Origin of the sequence: Pyxidicoccus fallax (assembly GCF_012933655.1) — a bacterium.
In the GTDB taxonomy this organism is placed as follows: Bacteria; Myxococcota; Myxococcia; order Myxococcales; family Myxococcaceae; genus Myxococcus; species Myxococcus fallax.
The window spans coordinates 20,786-44,579 of sequence record NZ_JABBJJ010000063.1; the positions used below are offsets into that span (position 1 = coordinate 20,786).

The window sequence follows — 23,794 nt, forward strand, 5'->3', positions numbered from 1 at the left end:
CGTGCCTTGGAGGGTCGGGAGTGTCCCTGTCTGATTTCACGCTGACTGTCCGTCCCGGAGCAAGGCAACCAGATATCACCCTGTCTGGCAGGCGTGGGCCCACGCCTGCGGGCATCGAATCCTGACGTCGGCTCGGCCGTGTCATGGATGGCGGATGCCCTCGCGAGCCACTCGCGACGGCGGCGTGCACATCGCGCATCTCCAGACGGCGTCCGCAGACACAACGCGACCCCGAGACTCCTCCTTCTGGAAATCAGCCGATGAGCGCATTCCCCGGTATGTCGTTGCCCTCGCTCGTGGACCTCCTCCAATACCGCGCCAGCTCGGAAGGCGCGCGGCGGCTCTTCACGTTCCTGGGGGACGAGGAAGGCGAGGAGGAGACGCTGAGCTTCGCGGAACTGGACGCGCGAGCGCGGCGCATCGCCGTGGCGCTGCGGGAGCGGGTGCCCGCCGGAGAGCGGGTGCTGCTGCTCTATCCGCCGGGGCTGGAGTACGTGGCGGGCTTCTTCGGGTGCCTCTACGCCGGGGTGGTCGCCGTGCCCGCCTACCCGCCGGACCCGGTGCGGCTGGACCGCACGCTGCCGCGGCTCCGCGCCATCATCCAGGACGCGCAGGCCTCGATGGTGCTCACGACGTCCGGCATCCTGTCGATGACGGAGTTCGTCTTCGAGCAGGCCCCGGACTTCCGCGCGCTCCATTGGCTCGCGACGGACGAGCTGCCCGAGGAGCTGGGCTCCCGCTGGTCCCGCCCGGAAGGACTCTCCGGGCAGAGCCTGGCCTTCCTCCAGTACACCTCCGGCTCCACCGGCACGCCCAAGGGCGTCATGCTCACGCATGACAACCTGCTGCACAACCTGCGGCTCATCTCCCAGGCCTTCCAGGTGCGCCCGCGCGAGAGCGTGGGGGTCATCTGGCTGCCGCCGTACCACGACATGGGCCTCATCGGCGGCATCCTGGAGCCGCTCTTCGCGAACATCGAGACGGCGCTGCTGTCGCCCTTGTCCTTCCTCCGCCGCCCGATGCGCTGGCTGGAGGCCATCTCCCGCTTCCGGGGCACCATCAGCGGCGGCCCCAACTTCGCCTTCGACCTGTGCGTCCGCAGGAGCACCCCCGAGGAGCGCCAGCGCCTGGACCTGAGCCACTGGCAGGTGGCCTTCTGCGGCGCCGAGCCCATCCGGGCGGAGACGCTGGAGCGCTTCACGGAGGCCTTCGCGCCAGGCGGCTTCCGCGGCGAATCGTTCTATCCGTGCTACGGCCTGGCGGAGGGCACCCTCATCGTCACCGGCGGCGAGGCGGCGCGCGCGCCCGTGCTTCACACCCTGGATGCCGGGGCGCTGGTCCACCATCAGGTGGTGCCGGCCACGCCGGGCGCTCCGGGGGCACGCACCCATGTGGCGTGCGGCCGGGTGCTGCCGGACCAGGAGCTGCTCGTCGTCGACCCCGAGACGCTCGCGCCCTGCGCGCCGGGACGGGTGGGTGAGCTGTGGGTCAGCGGGCCGAGCGTGGCGCGCGGCTACTGGCGCAAGCCGGAGGAGACGGCACGCACCTTCCACGCGCGCCCCACCCAGGGAGGCACCGCCCCGGCGTACCTTCGCACCGGAGACCTGGGCGCGATGATGGAGGACGGCGAGGTGCTCGTCACGGGGCGTCTCAAGGACCTCATCATCCTGCGCGGGCGCAACCTCTACCCGCAGGACCTCGAGCTGACGGTGGAGCGGAGCCATCCCGCGCTGCGGCCGGGCTGCGGCGCGGCCTTCTCCGTCGAGGTGGACGGGGAGGAGCGACTGGTCGTCGTCCAGGAGCTCGACACCCGCAAGCAGGTGGAGCCGGCCGAGGTGGTGGCCACCGTCCGCCAGCGCGTGTCCGAGGAGCATGAGGCGCCCCTCGACGCGCTGGTGCTCGTCGAGTCCGGCAGCATCGCGAAGACATCGAGCGGCAAGATTCAGCGGCATGCCTGCCGGGCGGCGTTCCTCGCGGAGGAGCTGCGCGTCGTGCACGCGTGGCGGCGCACGGACGCCCCCACCCGGGGAGAGGCCCCCACGCCCCCCGCGCCGCGCCAGGAGCCCGCGCGGACCGACCCGCGCTCGTTGAGCACGGCCCAGGGCATCGAGGCCTGGCTGGTGGACCTGCTCGCCGAGCGACTGAAGCTGGGGCGCGAGCACATCAACCCGCACGTCCCTGTCACGAGCCATGGCCTCGACTCGCTGTCGGCCGTGGAGCTGGCCCACGGCATCGAGCAGGGCCTGGGCGTGCCCTTCCAGATGGAAGTGCTCCTCCAGGGCCCCACCCTGTCGCAGCTCGCGTGGCAGCTCTTCACCTTGAAGTCGATGGTGAAGCCGGCCATCCCCGCGCTGGCTCCGCCCTCGTCCCCCCGACGCACGCCGGAGCGACGGGAGCTGCCGCTGACGTCCGCCCAGCAGCGGCTGTGGTTCTTCGAGCAACACGCACCGGGCAGCGCCCTCTACAACATCCCCGGCGCGCTGCGGCTGGAGGGGCCGCTCGACGTGCGGGCACTGGAGCGCGCCTTCGAGGAGCTGGTCCGGCGACACGAGTCCCTGCGCACCACCTTCGAGGTCCGGGACGGCCAGCCGGTGCAGGTCGTCTCGCCCGTGGCGCGCTTCTCGCTGGAGGTGGTGTCGCTCGACGTGCCGCCCGGCGCCTCCAGGGAGGCCGAGGCGCGGCGGAGGCTGGAGGAAGCGGCGCGACGGCCCTTCGACCTGGCCCACGGCCCGCTGCTGCGAGCCACCCTGCTCCGGCTGGGCGAGCGGGAGCACCTGCTGCTGGCGACGCTGCACCACATCATCTCGGATGGCTGGTCCATGGGCGTCCTCCTCCGGGAGCTGGCGGCGCTCCATGGCGCCTTCTCCGCCGGGCGGCCCTCGCCCTTGAAGGAGCTGCCCCTCCAGTACGGTGAGCATGCGCTCTGGGAGCGGGACTGGCTCCAGGGCGGAGCGCTCGACGCGCAGCTCGAGTGGTGGCGCCAGCGACTCGCGGGCGCGCCGCCGGCGCTGGAGCTGCCCACGGACCACCCGCGCCCGGCCGTGCAGACGTTCCTCGGCGCCACCCGGCCGGTGCGGCTGTCACGGGAGCTGTCGGCGGCGGTGAAGGCGCTCTGCCAGCGCGAGGGCGTCACGCCCTTCATGCTGCTGCTGGCGGCCTTCCAGACGCTGCTGCACCGCCACTCGGGCCAGACGGACATCAGCGTGGGCACGGCCATCGCCGGCCGCGCCCGCGCCGAGCTCCGTGAGCTCATCGGCTTGTTCTTCAACCTCGTCGTGCTGAGGGCGGAGCTCTCGGGAGAGCGGACCTTCCGCGAGCTGCTGGGCCAGGTGCGCGAGGTGGCGCTGGGGGCGTACGCCCACCAGGAGGCGCCCTTCGAGAAGCTGGTGGAGGCGCTGCGTCCCAAGCGCAGCCCGCGCCACTCGCCGCTGTTCCAGGTGCTGTTCGTCCTCCAGGGCGACGCGGGCACTCCGGCGCTGCCCGGGCTCCAGTCGAGCCGTGTGGAGGTCCACACGGGCACGGCGGCGTACGAGCTGAGCCTGCTGCTCGACGACACCGCGGAGGGCTTCACCGGCGTGCTGGAGTACAACCGCACCCTGTTCGAGGCGGCCACCGTGGACCGGTGGGTGGGCCACTTCCGCACGCTGCTGGAGGGCATCGTCACCGCGCCGGACCGACGCCTGTCGGAGCTGCCGCTGCTGACGGACGACGAGCGGCGGCTGGTGCTGCGGGACTGGAATCAGACGCGCCTCGACCACCGCGACGACGTCGGCGTGCCGGTGCTGTTCCAGGAGCAGGCGCGGCGCACGCCGGACGCGGTGGCCGTCTGCTTCCAGGAGGCCTCCCTCACGTACCGTGAGCTGGACCTGCGCAGCGACCAGGTGGCGGCGCGGCTCACCGCGCTCGGGGTGGGCCCGGAGGTCCGGGTCGGCCTCTGCGTGGACCGCTCGCTGGACATGGTGGTGGGCCTGCTGGGCGTGCTGAAGGCGGGCGGGGCCTACGTGCCGCTCGACCCGACGTACCCGCGCGAGCGACTGGCCTTCATGCTGAAGGACTCGGGCGCGGCGGTGCTGGTGACGCAGCAACACCATCTGGGAGAGCTCCCCCACGAGGGCGCGGTGGTGTGCCTGGACGCGCTGGAGGTGTCCGCTGGCGAGGCGGCGGCCATGCACGGCGGGGCGCGGCCGGACAACGCCGCGTACGTCATCTACACCTCGGGCTCCACCGGCCGGCCCAAGGGCGTGGTGGTGCGGCACCGGAACGTCCTCAACTTCTTCGCGGGCATGGACGCGAGGCTGGACACGTCCGAGGCGGGCGTCTGGCTGGCGGTGACGAGCATCTCCTTCGACATCTCCGTGCTGGAGCTGTTCTGGACGCTGAGCCGGGGCTTCCGGGTCGTGGTGGCCGACGCGGGCGCGGTGGATGGCCTCGCCTCGGAAATCCGGCGGCACCGCGTCACGCACCTGCAGTGCACGCCCTCGCTGGCGCGGGCTCTGGTGCGCGAGCCCTCGTCGCGGGAGGCACTCTCCACGCTGAGGCAGCTGCTGGTCGGCGGTGAGGCGCTCCCACCCGCGTTGGCGACGGAGCTGGCGCGCACCGTGCCGTCGGTGCTGAACATGTACGGCCCGACGGAGACCACCGTCTGGTCCTCCACGCACCGGGTGGAAGCGGACGGGCCCGTCACCATCGGCAGGCCCATTGCGAACACCACGTTCTACATCCTGGATGCGCAGCTGCAGCCCGTGCCGGTGGGGGTGGCCGGGGAGCTGTACATCGGCGGCGCGGGCGTGGTGCGTGGCTACCTCGGCCGGCCGGAGCTGACCGCCGAGCGCTTCCTCCCGGACTGGCTCGGTGGCGAGCCAGAAGCGCGGCTGTACCGGACCGGGGACCTGGCCTGCTGGCGCGCGGACGGCACGGTGGAGTACCTGGGCCGGGTCGACCACCAGGTGAAGGTGCGGGGCTTCCGCATCGAGCTGGGTGAAATCGAGGCGGTGCTGGGCCAGCACCCGGCCGTGTCGCAGGCGGTGGTGGCCGCCCGGGACGATGCGGGCGGGGACAAGCGGCTGGTGGCGTACGTCGTCCCCCGGCCGCGACAGACGCTGGACGTGGGCCTCCTGCGGCTCCACGCGCAGCAGCGACTGCCCGGGTACATGGTGCCGTCCGTCTTCGTCCGGCTGGAGGCGCTGCCGCTGACGCCCAACGGAAAGGTGGACCGCAAGGCGCTTCCCGAGCCCGACAACGCGTGGCTGGAAGAGGCCACGCCCTTCGTCATGCCGCGCACCCCCACCGAGGAGCGCATCGCCGCTGCGTGGGTCGAGCTGCTCGGCGTGAGCCGCGTGGGCATCCACGACGACTTCTTCGAGCTGGGGGGCCACTCCCTGCTCGCCACCCAGGTGCTCTCCCGGATTCGCGGCGCGTTCCAGGTGGAGCTGCCCCTGAGCGCGCTCTTCGAGGACTTCACGGTGGCGGGGCTGGCGGCCCGCATCGACGCCGCGCTCCACCAGCGGGCGCGGCTGCCGGAGGCACCACCCCTCCGCCCCGAGCCGCGTCCGGAGAAGCTCCCCCTGTCCTTCGCCCAGGAGCGGCTGTGGCTCTTCGAGCAGCTCCACCCGGGCTCTCCGGCCTACAACATGCCCTGCGCGGTCCGGCTGCGCGGCCCGCTCGACATCCGCGCCCTCGAGCGCAGCCTGGAGGAGTTGGAGCGGCGCCACGAGGCCCTGAGGACGGTGTTCCCCCAGTCCGACGGGCAGCCGTTCCAGCACGTCCTGCCGCCCCGGTCCCGCCCTCTGCCCCTGGTGGAGCTCGGCGCGCCCTCCGAGCCGGAGCTCGAGGAGCGCATCCACCGTCTGGCCCGGGAAGAGGCGTCGCGGCCCTTCGACCTGGTGCGTGGACCGCTCATGCGCGCGCTGCTGCTGCGGCGGGACGCCAGCGACCACGTCCTCTGCGTCACCCTGCACCACATCGTCGCGGACGGCTGGTCCATTGGCGTCTTCGTGCGCGAGCTGGCGGCGCTGTACGAGGCCTTCTCCCGCGGCGGGTCCTCGCCCCTGCGCGAGCTGCCCATCCAGTACGCGGACTACAGCCAGTGGCAGCAGCGCTGGCTGGAGGGGGGCGTCCTCGAGCAGCAGCTCGCCTACTGGACGCGGCAGCTCGATGACCTTCCCCGGCTCCAGCTCCGCTCGGACCTCCCGCGCTCCGCGAGCGGTGCGCGCCGGGCCGAGACGCGGCGCTTCGGCCTGCCCCCGGAGCTGCTCCGCGAGCTGGAGGCCCTGAGCCGGCGCGAGGGCGTCACGCTGTTCATGTGCCTGCTCGCGCTCTTCGACGTCCTGCTGCACCGCTACACCGGCCAGAGCGACCTGGCCGTGGGCACGGACATCGCGAACCGCACGCGGGTGGAGACAGAGGCGCTCATCGGCCTCATCACCAACCAACTGGTGATGCGGACCGATGTCTCGGGCGGCCCCACGTTCCGCGAGCTGCTCGGGCGCGTGCGCCGGGTGGCGATGGAGGCCTACGAGCACCAGGACGTCCCCTTCGAGAAGCTGGTGCGCGCGCTCAAGGCCGAGCGCGACGCCGGCGGCCAGCCCCTCTTCCAGGTGAAGTTCGTGCTGGAGAACGCGCCCCTGCCCGCGCAGCAGCTCGCGGGGCTCCGGCTCACGCCCATGGAGAGCGAGGGCATGGGCACCGCCCGGTGGGACCTCCTCGTCATCCTCTTCCCCGGTGAGGACGGGCTGTCCGCCACGCTCGAGTACAGCACGGACCTCCTCGATTCGGCCGGGGCCTCGCGCCTGTGGGCGCACTACCTGAATCTGGCGCGCGCGGTGGTGAAGGCGCCGGACCAGCGCATCGCCGCGCTGCCGCTCGTGACGGAGGAGGAGCGGAGGCGGTTCCTGGACTGGAACACGACGCCCACCTCCCCCGACCGGGAGACCGGCGTCCACCGCCTCTTCGAGGACTGGGCGGAGCGGACCCCCGACGCGGTGGCGGTGTCGTTCGAGGGCAGCCAGCTCACCTACGCGCAGCTGAACCAGCGGGCCAACCAGCTCGGGCACCACCTGCGCCAGCTGGGCCTGTCCCCCGGGGGACGCGTTGGCATCTGCCTGGAGCGGTCGCTGGAGATGGTGGTGGGCCTGCTGGCCATCCTCAAGGCCGGCGGCTCCTATGTCCCGCTCGACCCGGCCTACCCGGCCGAGCGGCTGGCGTACCTCATCGAGGACGCCCGGCTGCCGCTGATTGTCAGCCAATCCGACCTGGCCGACGCCATGCCCACGCAGTGGGCGCAGGTGGTGTGCCTGGACCTGGATGAGCGCGCCGTGGCGCGCCAGCCCGTGGAGAACCTGGGCGTTGGCGCGGGCGGAGACACGGAGGCCTACGTCCTCTACACCTCGGGTTCCACCGGCAGGCCCAAGGGCGTCTCGGCCACGCATCGCGGCGTCGTCCGACTCGTGCGCGAGGCGAACTACGTCCGCCTGGGGCCCGACGAGACGCTCCTCCAGCTCGCGCCGCTGGCCTTCGACGCGTCCACCCTCGAAATCTGGGGCGCGCTCCTCAACGGTGGCCGGCTCGTCGTCTTCCCGCCCCACGCCCCCTCCCTGGAGGAGCTCGGCCAGCTCATCGAGCGGGAGCGCGTGAGCACGCTGTGGCTCACGGCCGGCCTGTTCCATCAGGTGGCCGACGCGGACCTGCCGGGCCTGGACTCGGTGCGGCAGCTGCTCGCGGGAGGCGACGTCCTGTCCCCGCCGCAGGTGCTCAAGCTGATGGAGCGCTACCCCCGCTGCACGGTCATCAACGGCTACGGCCCGACGGAGAACACCACCTTCACCTGCTGCTACCCGGTGAGGGAGCCCGCCGCGCTGCGGACCACCGTGCCCATCGGGCACCCCATCTCGGACACGCGGGTGTACCTGCTGAACGAGGCCCTGGAGCCGGTGCCGCTGGGTGCCCCCGGCGAGCTATTCACCGGGGGGGCCGGCGTGGCGCTCGGGTACCTCAACCAGCCGGGCCTCACCGCCGAGCGCTTCCTCCCGGACCCGTTCAGCCCAATCCCCGGTGCGCGCATGTACCGGACGGGAGACCTGTGCCGGTACCGGAGCGATGGCGGCCTCGAGTTCCTCGGCCGCATGGACCAGCAGGTGAAGATTCGCGGCTTCCGCATCGAGCCGGGAGAGGTCGAGAGCGCCCTGAGGCAGCACCGGTCCGTCGGCGAGGTGGCGGTCGTCGTGCGGGAGCTCGCCGGCGAGAAGGCCCTGGTCGCCTACGTGGTCCTCTCCGAGGGCGCGTCGCTGGCCATGGACGAGGTGCGCCTGTTCCTGCGGGAGAAGCTCCCTGTCTTCATGGTGCCCTCCGCCCTGGTCCTCCTGGAGACGCTGCCGCTGACACCCAACGGCAAGGTGGACCGGCGCGCGCTGCCCGAGGTGAGCGCGGAGCGGCCCCAGCTGTCCGTGGCCTTCGAGCAGCCGCGCACGGAGACGGAGGAGGTCCTGGCCGCGGTGTGGGCGGACGTCCTGGGCCTGGACTCGGTGGGCAGTGACGACAACTTCTTCGCGCTCGGCGGGGACTCGCTCCGCAGCATCCAGATTGTCGCCCGGTGCCGGGCCCGGGGGCTGGAGCTGTCCGTCGGCGAGCTGCTGGAGCACCAGACGATTCGCGAGCTGGCCCAGCGGCTCGGGCGGGGCGGCAGCGAGGTCCCCGAGCCGGGCAGCGAAATGCCCTTCGCGCTCCTCACCCCGGCGGACAGGGAGCGCCTGCCGGAAGACGTCGAGAACGCCTACCCGGTGTCCATGCTCCAGGCGGGCATGCTCTTCCGCAGCGCGTACAGCCCGGAAGCGGCGCTGTATCACGACGCGTTCAGCTTCCACCTCGGGCTCGACCTGGACGAGGACGCCTTCCGCGAGGCGGTGCGCCGGCTCGTCGCGCGCCACCCGGTGCTGCGGACCTCGTTCAACCTGGCCGACCATGACGAGCCGCTCCAGCGCGTGCACCGGACGGTGGAGGTCCCCCTGCATGTCGAGGACCTCCGGCACCTGGACGCCGACGCGCAGCGGACGTTCCTGCCGGCGTGGCTGGAGCAGGAGCGGTGCCGGCCCTTCGACTGGGCCCGGGCCCCGCTGCTGCGGCTCGCCCTGCACCGGCGCACCGACACCACGGTCCAGTTCTCGGCCGTCTTCCACCACGCCATCCTGGACGGGTGGAGCGTGGCGTCGATGTTCACCGAGCTGTTCGAGCGGTACCTCGCGCTCCGGACCGGGTCGGCCGCGGAGCCCCCCGAGCTGGCCACCTCGTTCCAGGCCTTCATCGCGCTCGAGCGCCAGACGCTGCGCTCGGAGCAGAGCACGCGCTACTTCGGGGAGCTGCTGGAAGAGCTGCCCCGCTCGCGGCCCTCGTGGCGGGAGTCCCGCGCTTCCGGAGGCGCGGCGGCGCCCGCGTCCCACGAGCAGTGGCTCGCGCTGCCCGAGCACGTCCACCAGGGCCTGAGACGGCTCGCCCGCACCACCGCGGTGCCGCTCAAGAGCGTCCTCCTGGCCGCGCACCTGCGAGTGATGGGCTGGGTGGAGGGGAGCACGGACGTCGTCACCGGCCTGGTGTCGAACGGGCGCCCCGAGGTTCGCGATGGCGAGCGGGTCCTCGGCCTGTTCCTGAACACGGTGCCCTTCCGCCTGCGGCTCTCCAGGGGGACCTGGAGCGAGCTGGTCCAGGCCACCTTCGCCCGTGAGCAGCAGCTGGTGCCGCACCGGCGCCATCCCCTGGCCCGGCTGCAACAGCAGCACGGCGGCGCGCCGCTGTTCTCCACGCTCTTCAACTACGTCCACTTCCACGTCTACGGAGGGCTGTCCCAGCTCGAGGGGTTGGAGCTGCTGGAGCCGCCCCAGGTCATCGAGCGGCTGGAGCTGCCGCTCTCCGCGACCTTCAGCGTCGACCCGCGCACCTCGCGGCTGCACCTGATTCTGCGCTCCACGGGCGTGGACCCGGCGCGGGTGGAGGAGCTGGGCCGGTACTACACCCGGACCCTGGAGCGCATGGCCCTGCGGCCCGAGGAGCGCTACGAGCAGGGCGGCCTGCTGAGCGAGGAGGAGCGTCACACGCTGCTCGTCGAGTGGAACGACACCCGCGCGGCCTCCCCCCACGACACCTGCGTCCACCGGCTGTTCGAGGCCCAAGCCGCGCGGACTCCGGACGCCATCGCGGTGGACTTCGAGGGAGCCCGGCTGACGTACCGCCAGCTCGACCACCGGGCCAATCAGCTGGCCCACCACCTGCGCGCGCTCGGCGTCGGGCTCGAGGCGCGGGTGGCCCTCTGTGTCGAGCGCTCCCTGGAGATGGTGGTGGGCCTGCTCGCCATCCTCAAGGTGGGCGGCGCCTACGTCCCGCTCGACCCGGGCTATCCGCCCGAGCGCCTGGCCTTCATGCTCCAGGACGCCGCGCCGCCGGTGCTCCTCACCCTGCGGCGGCTGCTCGCGCTCCTGCCTCCGGGGAGCGCCCGGGTGCTCTGCCTGGACTCGGACTGGGAGGCCATCTCCCGTGAGCCGGAGACCGCCCTCCACGTCCCCGTCTCCGCCGACCACCTCGCCTACGTCATCTACACGTCGGGCTCGACGGGCCGGCCCAAGGGTGTGCAGGTCACCCACGGTGCCCTGGCCAACCACATGGACTGGTTCACCTCCGAGTTCGGCCTGGGTGAGGCGGACCGCGTGGTGCAGAAGACGCCGCTCAGCTTCGATGCCTCCGTCTGGGAGTGCTGGGCCTCGCTGATGACGGGTGGGCGGCTGGTGGTGGCCGCGCCCCACGCGCACCGGGACTCCGCCGCGCTGGTGGAGACGGTGGTGCGGCACCAGGCGACGGTGCTCCAGCTCGTTCCGTCCCAGCTCCGGGTACTGCTGGAGGAGGACGCGCTCTCCCGCGCCACGAGCCTGCGCTGGCTCTTCTGCGGTGGAGAGGCGCTGCCGCCCGAGCTGGGTGAGCGTCTGCGCTCGCGGCTGCCCTCGGTGACGCTGGTCAACCTCTACGGCCCCACGGAGGTGACCATCGACGCCACCTTCGCGCGGTACGCGGCGGGGAACGACGCGCGGGCGACCGTCCCCATCGGGCGGCCCGTCGCCAACACGCAGGCGTATCTCCTGGATGGGTGGATGGAGCCCGTCCCCGTGGGCGTACCGGGCGAGCTCTACCTCGGAGGAGCGAGCGTGGCGCGCGGCTACCTGGGCAGACCGGAGCTGACCTCGGAGCGCTTCCTGCCCAATCCCTTCGCGCGGGAGCCCGGGAGCCGGCTGTACCGCACGGGAGACCTGGCCCGGTACCTGCCGGACGGCAGCCTCGAGTACCTGGGCCGGGTGGACCAGCAGGTGAAGGTGCGGGGCTTCCGCATCGAGCTGGGCGAGGTGGAGTCCGCGCTCCGCGCCCACCCCGAGGTGCGGGACGCGACGGTGGTGGCTCGCGACGACGGCACCGGTCCGCGGCTGGTGGGCTACTTCGTGGCCGCCGAGACACTGACGGAGGACGACCTGCGCGTCCGCGTCGAGCGGACGCTGCCCGAGCACATGGTGCCCTCCGCCTTCGTCCGGCTCCAGGCCCTGCCCCTGACGCCCAATGGCAAGGTGGACCGCCGGGCCCTGCCCGCGCCTGGCGCCTCCGAGCAGGCGCGGGAGAAGGCGTACGTGGCGCCTCGCACCTCCACCGAGCAGCGGCTCGCTGACCTCTGGGCCGGGCTGCTCCTGCTGGAGCGGGTGGGCCTGGACGACCACTTCTTCGAGGCTGGCGGCCACTCGCTGCTGGCCACCCAGGCCGCCTCGCGAATCCGCTCCACCTTCAAGGTGGAGCTGTCCGTGCGCGACGTCTTCGAGTTCCCCACCCTGGAGGCGCTGGCTGGGCGAATCGACGCCCTCCGCGAGGCCCGCGAGGGGCTCTCGGTCCCCGCCCTCCAGGCCCAGGCGCATCCGGGCCCGGTGCCCCTCTCCTTCGCGCAGCAGCGGCTGTGGTTCCTCCAGCAGCTCGCGCCGGGCGACACCTCCTACAACCTTCCCGCGGCCCTCCGGCTCACGGGCCCGCTCGACGTCGTGGCGCTGGAGCGCGGCTTCACCGAGCTGGTCCGCCGGCATGAGGCCCTGCGCACCACCTTCGTCACCGTGGAGGGCCAGCCGCTCCAGGTCATCGCCAGGCCGTCCACGGTCCCCCTCCCCTTGGTGGACCTGACCTCCATGACGGCGGAGGGCCGTGACGCCGAGGTCCGCCGCCGGGTCCTCGAGGACCAGGAGCGTCCCTTCGACCTGGGCGCCGGTCCGCTGCTGCGCGCCCAGCTGCTGAAGCTGAACGACGGCGAGCACCTGCTGCTCGTCTGCATGCACCACATCGTCTCCGACGGCTGGTCCATGGGCGTGCTGGTGCGGGAAGTCGCCGCGCTCTACGAGGCCTTCACCCAGGGCCGCCCCTCGCCGCTGCCGGAGCTTCCGGTGCAGTACGCCGACCATGCCCTCTGGCAGCGCCAGTGGCTCACCGGCCCCGTCCTCCAGGCCCAGCTGGACTACTGGCGCCAGCAGCTGCACGGCGTCCCCACGCTGGAGCTGCCCACCGACAAGCCCCGCCCCGCCGTCCGGGGTACCGCGGGCGCTTCGCTCGGCTTCGCCCTCTCGCGTGAGCTGCGCGAGGCGCTGGAGACGCTGGCGCACCAGGAAGGCGCCTCGCTCTTCATGGTGCTGCTGGCCGCGTGGCAGGTGCTGCTGGCCCGCTACTCCGGCCAGTCGGACCTCGGCATCGGCTCGCCCATCGCGGGCCGCACCCGCCAGGAGACCGAGCCCCTCATCGGCTTCTTCGTCAACACGCTCGTGCTTCGCGAGCGGGTGGATGGCGAGGAGGACTTCCGCGCGCTGCTGCGGCGGGTGCGCGGCACCGTCCTCCGGGCGTACGAGCACCAGGACGTGCCCTTCGAGAAGCTGGTGGAGACGCTGCAGCCCGGGCGCAGCCTGAGCCACACGCCCCTCTTCCAGTCACTGCTGGCCCTGCAGAACACGCCCATGGGCGAGCTGCGGCTGCCCGGGCTGACGCTCTCGCCGCTGGCGTATGAGGGGCGAACGGCGAAGTTCGACCTGAGCGTCTACTTCACCGAGACACCCCAGGGGCTGAGCGCGCTGCTGGAGTACAGCACCGAGCTGTTCGAGGCGGCGACGATGACCCGCCTGGTGGGACACCTCCAGCGGCTGCTGGAGGGCATCGTCTCCAGGCCCGGGGAGCGGCTCGCGACCCTGCCGCTGCTGGGTGACGAGGAGCGCCAGAAGCTGCTGGTGGAGTGGAACGCCACGGCCTCCGGCCACCCGCTGCACCGCTGCGTCCACGAGCTCTTCGAGGAGCAGGCCGCTCGCACTCCGGAAGCCACCGCCCTGGTGGCGGGCGACGAGCGCCTCTCCTACCGGGAGCTCTCCCGTCGCGCACGCGTGCTGGCCGGCTACCTCCAGTCGCAAGGCACGGGGCCGGAGTCCGTCGTCGGCCTGTACCTCGAGCGCTCGGCGGAGACCGTCATCTGCCTGCTGGCCATCCTGCACGCCGGTGGTACCTACCTGCCGCTCGACCTGGCCGCGCCGCGCGAGCGCCTCGCGTTCATGCTGGAGGACGCACACACGCGGCTGCTGCTCACCACCTCCTCGCTCCGCGCCCGGCTGCCGGAGACCTCGGCGCAAGTCGTCTGCCTGGACACGGAGGCCGCTGCGATTGCCGCCTGTGAGCCGGCCTCCCCCACCGCTCGCGTCCCCGCCGAGCAGCTGGCCTACATCAACTACACCTCCGGCTCGACGGGACACCCCAAGGGCGTCTGCATTCCCCATGGGGCCGTCGTCCGCCTGGCGCGTGCGACCCGTTACATCCACCTGACCGCGGACGACGTGCTGCTGCAGTTCGCGCCCGTCTCCTTCGACGCGGCCACCTTCGAAATCTGGGCGGCCCTGCTCAACGGCGCCACTGTCGCCGTGGCGGATGCCGGCGCGCTCTCCCTCGAGGAGCTCGGCCAGCAACTGCGGCGCCACCGGGTCACCACGCTGTGGCTGACCGCGCCCCTCTTCCACCAGATGGTCGACCACCACCTGGCCGCGCTGAAGGGGCTGCGTCACCTGCTGGCGGGTGGCGACGTGCTCTCCCCCGTGCACGTGCGGCGCGCGCTCCAGGCGCTCCCGGGCTGCCAGCTCATCAACGGCTACGGACCGACGGAGAACACCACCTTCACCTGCTGCGAGCCGGTGAGGGAGCTGCGCGACGGGGCCCCGGTGCCCCTGGGCAGGCCGCTGGACGACACCCAGGTCTACCTGCTGGACGAGCACCTGCGGCCGGTGCCGGTGGGAGTCTCGGGAGAGCTGTACACGTCCGGCGCCGGCCTGGCGCGGGGGTACCTGCACAACCCGGCGCTGACGGCCGAGCGCTTCATCCCGAATCCCTTCGGCCCCGCGGGCAGCCGGCTCTACCGGACAGGGGACCTCGCGCGCTACCTGCCGGATGGGCGCGTGGAGTTCCTGGGACGCATCGACCACCAGGTGAAGGTGCGGGGCTTCCGCATCGAGCTGGGTGAGGTGGAGACGGCGCTGCGTCGGCAGGAGGCGGTGAAGGACGCGGTGGTGGTGGCCCTCGGGAGCGGCGGCGACAAGCGCCTGGTGGGCCATGTCGTGCCGCGGCAGGGCCACGCGCTGGACGTGGACACACTCAAGCAGTCCCTCCGCCGGGCGCTGCCCGAGTACATGGTGCCCTCCACCTTCATGGTGCTGGAGGCCCTGCCCCTCAACATCAACGGCAAGGTGGACCGCAAGGCCCTGCCTCGGCCCGAGGCGCCTGACTCCACCCAGCCGTACGTGGCACCACGCACGGACGTGGAGGCGAAGCTGGCCGCGCTCATGGCCGAGGTGCTGCGGCTGCCGCGCGTGGGCGTGCAGGACGACTTCTTCGCGCTGGGCGGCCACTCACTCCTGGCCACGCAGGTCGTCTCGCGCGTGCGCTCGGAGCTGGGCGTGGAGCTGCCCCTGCGCGCCTTGTTCGAGGCGTCCACCGTGGAAGCCCTCGCGAAACGGCTGGCCCGGGAGGAACGAACCGATGCCGCGCCGCTCACGCGCCAGCCGCGAGAGGGCGTGCTGCCACTGTCCTTCGCCCAGCAGCGCCTGTGGTTCCTCGACCAGCTCAAGCCCGGCAGCGCCTCCTACAACATCCCCGCCGCCCTGCGTCTGTCCGGCCCTCTGCACGTCGAGGCCCTTCGCCGTGCCTTCGAGGAGCTCGTTCGCCGCCATGAGGCCCTGCGCACCACCTTCTCCACCTCTCACGGCGCTCCCCAGCAGCTCATCCACCCGCCTCCCGCCTGGAGCCTGCCCGTGGTGGACCTCTCCTCCCTGCCCGACGACCAGCGCGAGCCCCAGGCCCGCGCGCTGGCGGCCCAGGCGGCCCAGCGCCCCTTCCACCTGAGCTCCGGCCCGCTGCTGCGCACCGAGCTGCTGAAGCTGGGCGACAGCGAGCACCTGCTGCTCCTCTGCATGCACCACATCGTCTCCGACGGCTGGTCCACCGGCGTGCTGGTGCGCGAAGTGGCCGCGCTCTACGAGGCCTTCCTGCACGGCCAGCCCTCGCCGCTGCCGGAGCTGCCGGTGCAGTACGCCGACTACGCCCTCTGGCAGCGCCAGTGGCTCGCCGGCCCCGTCCTCCAGGCCCAGCTGGACTACTGGCGCCAGCAGCTGCACGGCGCTCCCACGCTGGCGCTTCCCACCGACAAGCCCCGCCCCGCCTTCCAGAGCCACCGCGGCGCCGCTTTCTCCTTCTCCCTCTCCGCCTCGCTGACCGACGCTCTCACCCAGCTGGCTCACGAGTCCGGTGCCACCCTCTTCATGGTGCTGATGGCCAGCTGGCAGGTGCTGCTGTCGCGCTACTCCGACCAGACGGACCTCTGCGTCGGCACCCCCATCGCCGGTCGCACCCGCCAGGAGACCGAGCCGCTCATCGGCTTCTTCGTCAACACGCTGGTGCTCCGCGCGCGCCTGGAGGGAGACCCCACCTTCACCCAGCTGCTGGCCCAGGTGAAGGACTCCGCCCTGGCCGCCTTCGCCCACCAGGACGTCCCCTTCGAGCAGCTGGTGGATGAGCTGGGCGTGGTACGGGACCTGAGCCGCTCTCCTCTCTTCCAGGTCGCCTTCGCCCTCCAGAACGCACCCGTGCCACCGCCTGCCCTGTCCGGTGTACGCGTGGAGCCGGTGCTCGCCGATTCGGGCACCTCCAAGTTCGACCTCAACCTCGTGATGATGGAGCAGGACGGAGCCCTGGAAGCCAGCTTCGAGTACTGCGTCGACCTCTTCGAGCCCGCCTCCATCCAGCGCCTGGCCAGCCACTTCGTCTCGCTGCTGGAGGGCATCGCCTCCAATCCCTTCCGCTCCCTGAGCCAACTGCCTCCGGAAGCGCCCCTCCAGCTACCGCCACTCCGGCCCCAGCCGCTCACCGCCTCCGAGGCTCCGCCCTCCGAGTTCCTCGCCCCACGCACTCCCGTGGAGCAGTCACTCGCCGCCATCTGGTCCGAGGTGCTCGAGGTGCCCGCCCCCGGCGTGCATGACAACTTCTTCCAGCTGGGCGGCTCCTCCCTCTCCTCCGTCCTCATGCTCGCTCGCGTCGAGGAGTCCTTCGGCACCGAGGTCCGCCTCGAGCGCTTCTTCCAGTCCCCCACCATCGCCTCGCTCGCCGCAGCCCTCCAGTCCGAGGCTCCGCGGCAGGGCCCCCGTGCGCCTCCTCTCACGCCTCAGCCGCGTGAAGGCGCGCTGCCACTGTCCTTCGCCCAGCAGCGCCTGTGGTTCCTCGACCAGCTCAAGCCCGGCAGCGCCTCCTACAACATCCCCGCGGTGCTCCGCATCGAAGGGGCGCTGGACCGGGAGGCGCTGGACAAGGCCCTGACCTGCCTCGTCCAGCGGCACGAGTCGCTTCGCACGCACTTCCCCTCCGACGAGGGGAGGCCCGTGCAGGTCATCTCCCAGGAGCCGCCGCGCCTCACCCGCATCGACCTGAGCGGGCTCTCCGCGAGCGCGCGTGAGGCCGAGGTGTCGCGACTGACGGCCGAGGACGCGGCGCGGCCCTTCGACCTGGCTCACGGTCCGCTGGTGCGCATGATGCTGCTGGAGCTGGGGCCTCGTGAGCACGTGCTCCAGTGCACCATGCACCACATCATCTCCGACGGCTGGTCCACGGGCGTGATGATCCGGGACATGGTCTCGCTGTACCAGGCCTTCGCGGCCGGGCAGCAACCGTCGCTTCCGCCCATGCCGGTGCAGTACGCCGACTACGCCCTCTGGCAGCGCCAGTGGATGCAGGGCGACCTGCTGGACACCCAGCTCGCCTACTGGCGCCAGAAGCTGGCCGGGGCTCCCGCCCTGCTGGAGCTGCCCACGGACAAGCCCCGCCCGGCGGTGCTCAGCTTCCAGGGCGCCCGGCTCCAGGAGCACTTCCCCCTCGAGGTGATGGAGCCCCTGTACGCGCTGGCCCACCAGGAGAAGGCCACCCCGTTCATGGTGCTGATGGCCGCCTTCCAGCTCCTGCTCTCCCGCTACAGCGGCCAGGACGACGTCTGCGTCGGGTCTCCCATCTCCGGTCGCACCCGTCCCGAGATGGAGCCCCTGGTGGGCTTCTTCGTCAACACGCTCGTGCTGAGGGCGCGCATCGACGAGCGCTCCAGCTTCCGCGAGCTGCTGCGGCATACCCGTGACAGCGCCCTGGAGGCCTACTCCCACCAGGACATTCCCTTCGAGCGGCTCGTGGAGGAGCTCAATCCCCTGCGCAGCCTCGGCCACACCCCGCTGTTCCAGGTCATGCTCGTCCTGCAGAACCAGCCGCGGGCCCGTCTGGAGCTGCCCGGCCTGGACTTCCACGTCCTCGATGCCGACAGCCTCGCCACCAAGTTCGACCTCACCCTGACGCTCGATGAGGAGCCCACGGGCCTGGCTGCCTCGATGAGCTACAACGCCGAGCTCTTCGACGCGGCCACCGTGCAACGGCTGCTCGGCCATCTGCGGGGGCTGCTCGTGGCGGCCGCCGCGCGGCCGGACGTCCCGCTCGGTCACCTGTCCCTGCTCACCGAGGCCGAGCGCCACCAGCTCCTGGTGGAGTGGAACAGCCCCCGGCGGGAGGCGCCGCCCCAGGCCACCCTCCCGCAGCTCTTCTCGGAGCAGGCCGGACGCACGCCCGACGCCCTGGCCGTCATCCGCGGCGAGGCCCACCTCTCCTTCCGGGAGCTGGAGGCACGCGCCAACCAGCTCGCCCACCGGCTGCGGGCGCTCGGCGTCGTCCCTGACGCCCCCGTCGTCCTCTGCCTGGAGCGCTCCGTCGAGGCCCTCGTCGCCATCCTCGGGACGCTCAAGGCGGGCGGCGCCTACGTGCCCGTGGACCCCTCCTACCCTCACGAGTGGAAGGCCTTCGTGTTCCGGGACACCGGGGCCCGGGTCATCCTGACGCAGCGGCACCTGCGCGACTCACTGCCCACGGGCGACGCCCACGTCCTCTGCCTCGGCGCGGATGGCGACGCGCTCTCGGCGGAGAGCACCCAGGCGCCTCCCCTGTCCGTGCGGCCGGACCACCTCGCCTACGTCATCTACACGTCGGGCTCCACCGGGCGTCCCAAGGGCGTGATGATTTCCCACCGCTCCGCGCTGCACCTGCGCGAGGCCCTCGCCGCCACCGTCCACGCCGGCAGCCAGGGCGCCGAGCGCGTCAGCGTCAACGCGCCGCTGTCCTTCGATGCCTCCGTCAAGCAGCTCATCCAGGTGCTGGATGGCCACACGCTGTGCATCGTGCCCGAGGAGGACCGTGGCGACATCGCGCGGATGCTGCTGCGCATCGAGCGGGATGGACTCAACGTGCTCGACTGCTCCCCGGCCCACCTGCGGCTGCTGGTGGCCGAGGGGCTCCTCCAGCGCACGGAGCACACGCTCCGGCGCGTGCTGGTGGGAGGCGAGGCGGTGGACGTGTCCACCTGGGCCCAGTTGGCCCGGCACCCGCGCATCCACTTCTTCAACGTCTACGGTCCCACCGAGTGCACCGTCGACGCCACCACGTGCGCCATCCACACGTCCCCTGACGCGCCGACCATCGGCCGGCCGCTGCCCGGGGTGCCCGTGTACGTGCTGGATGCGGCACTGAGGCCCGTGCCCGTGGGCATTCCGGGAGAGCTGTTCATCGGTGGCGTCCAGGTGGCCCGCGGCTACCTCAACCGCCCGGAGCTGACGGCCGAGCGTTTCATCCCGGATGCCATCACCGGCATCCCGGGAGCGAGGTTGTACAGGACGGGAGACCGGGTGCGCTGGCGCGCGGACGGCCAGCTCGAGTACCTCCAGCGCATCGACCATCAGGTCAAGGTGCGTGGCTTCCGCATCGAGCCGGGAGAGGTGGAGGCCGCCCTGCTCCAGCACCCCGCGGTGAAGGAGGCGGTGGTCATCGCGCGCCAGGACGCGCCGGGCGACACCCGGCTGGTGGCCTACGCCGTCACTCACGAGTCCCGGGAGCAGGCACCGGACACGGGAACCCTGCGGGACTTCCTCCGCCAGCGGCTGCCCGAGCACATGGTGCCGTCGGCCTTCATGCTGCTGGACGCCCTGCCCCTCACCGCCAACGGCAAGGTGGACCGCCGGGCGCTCCCGGCCCCGGGCACACTCCGGGGAGAGGGCGCGAACTTCATCGCGCCACGGACACCGGTCCAGCAGGCCCTGGCGCGAATCTGGGAGCGGGTGCTGCACGTCGACCGCGTGGGATTGAGCGACGACTTCTTCTCGCTGGGCGGCCACTCGCTGCTGGCCACCCAGGCCCTGTCGCAGATCCGCGGCACGTTCCAGCTCGAGCTGTCACTGCGAAGCCTCTTCGAGGCACCGACGCTCGAGGAGCTCGCCAGGCGCATCGAGCAAGCCCGGTCCGAAGCAGGCGCGAGCGACGTGCTTCCGCTCACGCGCCAGCCGCGAGAGGGCGTGCTGCCGCTGTCCTTCGCCCAGCAGCGCCTGTGGTTCCTCGACCAGCTCAAGCCCGGCAGCGCCTCCTACAACATCCCCGCCGCCCTGCGGCTGTCCGGCCCCCTGCACGTCGAGGCCCTTCGCCGCGCCTTCGAGGAGCTGGTCCGCCGCCACGAGGCCCTGCGCACCACCTTCTCCACCTCCCACGGCGCTCCCCAGCAGCTCATCCACCCGCCTCCCGCCTGGAGCCTGCCCGTGGTGGACCTCTCCTCCCTGCCCGACGACCAGCGCGAGCCCCAGGCCCGCGCGCTGGCGGCCCAGGCGGCCCAGCGCCCCTTCCACCTGAGCTCCGGTCCGCTGCTGCGCACCGAGCTGCTGAAGCTGGGCGACGACGAGCACCTGCTGCTCGTCTGCATGCACCACATCGTCTCCGACGGCTGGTCCACCGGCGTGCTGGTGCGCGAAGTGGCCGCGCTCTACGAGGCCTTCCTGCACGGCCAGCCCTCGCCGCTGCCGGAGCTGCCGGTGCAGTACGCCGACTACGCCCTCTGGCAACGCCAGTGGCTCGCCGGCCCCGTCCTCCAGGCCCAGCTGGACTACTGGCGTCAGCAGCTGCACGGCGCTCCCACGCTGGCGCTTCCCACCGACAAGCCTCGCCCCGCCTTCCAGAGCCACCGCGGCGCCGCCTTCTCCTTCAGCGTCCCCGCGCACCTCTCGGACTCCTTGCGCCAGTTGGCCCACGAGTCCGGCTCCACTCTCTTCATGGTGCTGCTGGCCGCATTCCAATCCCTGCTCGGCCGCTACGCGCAGCAGGACGACATCTGCGTCGGCACGCCCATCGCCGGCCGCACCCGCCAGGAGACCGAGCCGCTCATCGGCTTCTTCGTCAATACGCTGGTGCTCCGCGCGCGCCTGGAGGGAGACCCCACCTTCACCCAGCTGCTGGCCCGGGTGAAGGACTCGGCCCTGGGCGCCTTCACGCACCAGGATGTCCCCTTCGAGCAGCTGGTGGATGAGCTGGGCGTGGTGCGAGACCTGAGCCGCTCTCCTCTCTTCCAGGTCGCCTTCGCCCTCCAGAACGCACCCGTGCCACCGCCCGCCCTGTCCGGTGTACGCGTGGAGCCGGTGCTCGCCGATTCGGGCACCTCCAAGTTCGACCTGTCGCTCACCCTGGTCGAGCACGCCGGCGCCCTCGAAGCCAGCTTCGAGTACTGCGTCGACCTCTTCGAGCTCGCCTCCATCCAGCGCCTGGCCGGCCACTTCGTCTCGCTACTGGAGGGCATCGCCTCCAATCCCTTCCGCTCCCTGAGCCAACTGCCTCCGGAAGCGCCCCTCCAGCTACCGCCACTCCGGCCCCAGCTCCTCTCCTCCTCCGAGGCTCCTCCCGCCGAGTTCCTCGCTCCGCGCACTCCCGTGGAGCAGTCACTCGCCGCCATCTGGTCCGAGGTGCTCGAGGTGCCCGCCCCCGGCGTGCATGACAACTTCTTCCAGCTGGGCGGCTCCTCCCTCTCCTCCGTCCTCATGCTCGCTCGCGTCGAGGAGTCCTTCGGCACCGAGGTCCGCCTCGAGCGCTTCTTCCAGTCCCCCACCATCGCCTCGCTCGCCGCAGCCCTCCAGTCCGAGGCTCCGCGGCAGGGCCCCCGTGCGCCTCCTCTCACGCCTCAGCCGCGTGAAGGCGCGCTGCCGCTGTCCTTCGCCCAGCAGCGCCTGTGGTTCCTCGACCAGCTCACCCCTGGCAGCGCCTCCTACAACATCCCCGCTGCCCTGCGTCTGGCGGGCCCTCTGCACGTCGAGGCCCTTCGCCGCGCCTTCGAGGAGCTGGTCCGCCGCCATGAGGCCCTGCGCACCACCTTCTCCACCTCCCACGGCGCTCCCCAGCAGCTCATCCACCCGCCTCCCGCTTGGAGCCTGCCCGTGGTGGACCTCTGCTCCCTGCCCGACGACCAGCGCGAGGCCCAGGCCCGCGAGCTGGCGGCCCAGGCGGCCCAGCGCCCCTTCCACCTGAGCTCCGGCCCGCTGCTGCGCACCGAGCTGCTGAAGCTGGGCGACAGCGAGCACCTGCTGCTCGTCTGCATGCACCACATCGTCTCCGACGGCTGGTCCACCGGCGTGCTGGTACGCGAAGTGGCAGCGCTCTACGAGGCCTTCCTGCACGGCCAGCCCTCGCCGCTGCCGGAGCTGCCCGTGCAGTACGCCGACTACGCCCTCTGGCAGCGCCAGTGGCTCGCCGGCCCCGTCCTCCAGGCCCAGCTGGACTACTGGCGCCAGCAGCTGCACGGCGCCCCCACGCTGGCGCTCCCCACCGACAAGCCCCGCCCCGCCTTCCAGAGCCACCGCGGCGCCGCCTTCTCCTTCAGCGTCCCCGCGCACCTCTCGGACTCCTTGCGTCAGCTGGCCCACGAGTCCGGCTCCACTCTCTTCATGGTGCTGCTGGCGAGCTGGCAGGTGCTGCTGTCGCGCTACTCCGACCAGACGGACTTCTGCGTCGGCACGCCCATCGCCGGCCGCACGCGTCAGGAGACCGAGCCGCTCATCGGCTTCTTCGTCAATACGCTGGTGCTCCGTGCGCGCCTGGAGGGAGACCCCACCTTCACCCAGCTTCTGGCCCAGGTGAAGGACTCGGCCCTGGGCGCCTTCACGCACCAGGATGTTCCCTTCGAGCAGCTGGTGGATGAGCTGGGCGTGGTGCGGGACCTGAGCCGCTCTCCCCTCTTCCAGGTCGCCTTCGCTCTCCAGAACGCACCGATTCGTCCGCCGGCCCTCTCCGGCCTGCGCGTGGACGGCGTCGCCGCCCCCACCCAGACCTCCAAGTTCGACCTGTCGCTCACCCTGGTCGAGCACGCCGGTGCCCTCGAGGCCAGCTTCGAGTACTGCGTCGACCTCTTCGAGCCCGCCTCCATCCAGCGCCTGGCCGGCCACTTCGTCTCGCTGCTGGAGGGCATCGCCGCCAACCCCTTCCGCGCCCTGAGCCAGCTGCCTCCGGAAGCGCCCCTCCAGCTACCGCCACTCCGGCCCCAGCTCCTCTCCTCCTCCGAGGCTCCTCCCGCCGAGTTCCTCGCTCCGCGCACTCCCGTGGAGCAGTCACTCGCCGCCATCTGGTCCGAGGTGCTCGAGGTGCCCGCCCCCGGCGTGCATGACAACTTCTTCCAGCTGGGCGGCTCCTCCCTCTCCTCCGTCCTCATGCTCGCTCGCGTCGAGGAGTCCTTCGGCACCGAGGTCCGCCTCGAGCGCTTCTTCCAGTCCCCCACCATCGCCTCGCTCGCCGCAGCCCTCCAGTCCGAGGCTCCGCGGCAGGGCCCCCGCACGCCTCCTCTCACGCCTCAGCCGCGAGAGGGCGCGCTGCCACTGTCCTTCGCCCAGCAGCGCCTGTGGTTCCTCGACCAGCTCAAGCCCGGCAGCGCCTCCTACAACATCCCCGCCGCCCTGCGTCTGTCCGGCCCTCTGCACGTCGAGGCCCTTCGCCGTGCCTTCGAGGAGCTCGTTCGCCGCCATGAGGCCCTGCGCACCACCTTCTCCACCTCCCACGGCGCTCCCCAGCAGCTCATCCACCCGCCTCCCGCCTGGAGCCTGCCCGTGGTGGACCTCTGCTCCCTGCCCGACGACCAGCGCGAGGCCCAGGCCCGCGAGCTGGCGACCCAGGCGGCCCAGCGCCCCTTCCACCTGAGCTCCGGTCCGCTGCTGCGCACCGAGCTGCTGAAGCTGGGCGACAGCGAGCACCTGCTGCTCGTCTGCATGCACCACATCGTCTCCGACGGCTGGTCCACCGGCGTGCTGGTGCGCGAAGTGGCCGCGCTCTACGAGGCCTTCCTGCACGGCCAGCCCTCGCCGCTGCCGGAGCTGCCGGTGCAGTACGCCGACTACGCCCTCTGGCA

General features: G+C 72.0%; 1 protein-coding gene. It reads left to right on the plus strand.

What is annotated here, in order from left to right; genetic code table 11:
- Positions 1-260 precede the first annotated feature (260 nt).
- The coding region (locus HG543_RS15825; RefSeq protein ID WP_169345601.1) for a non-ribosomal peptide synthase/polyketide synthase at positions 261-23,794 on the plus strand (23,534 nt) is incomplete at its 3' end.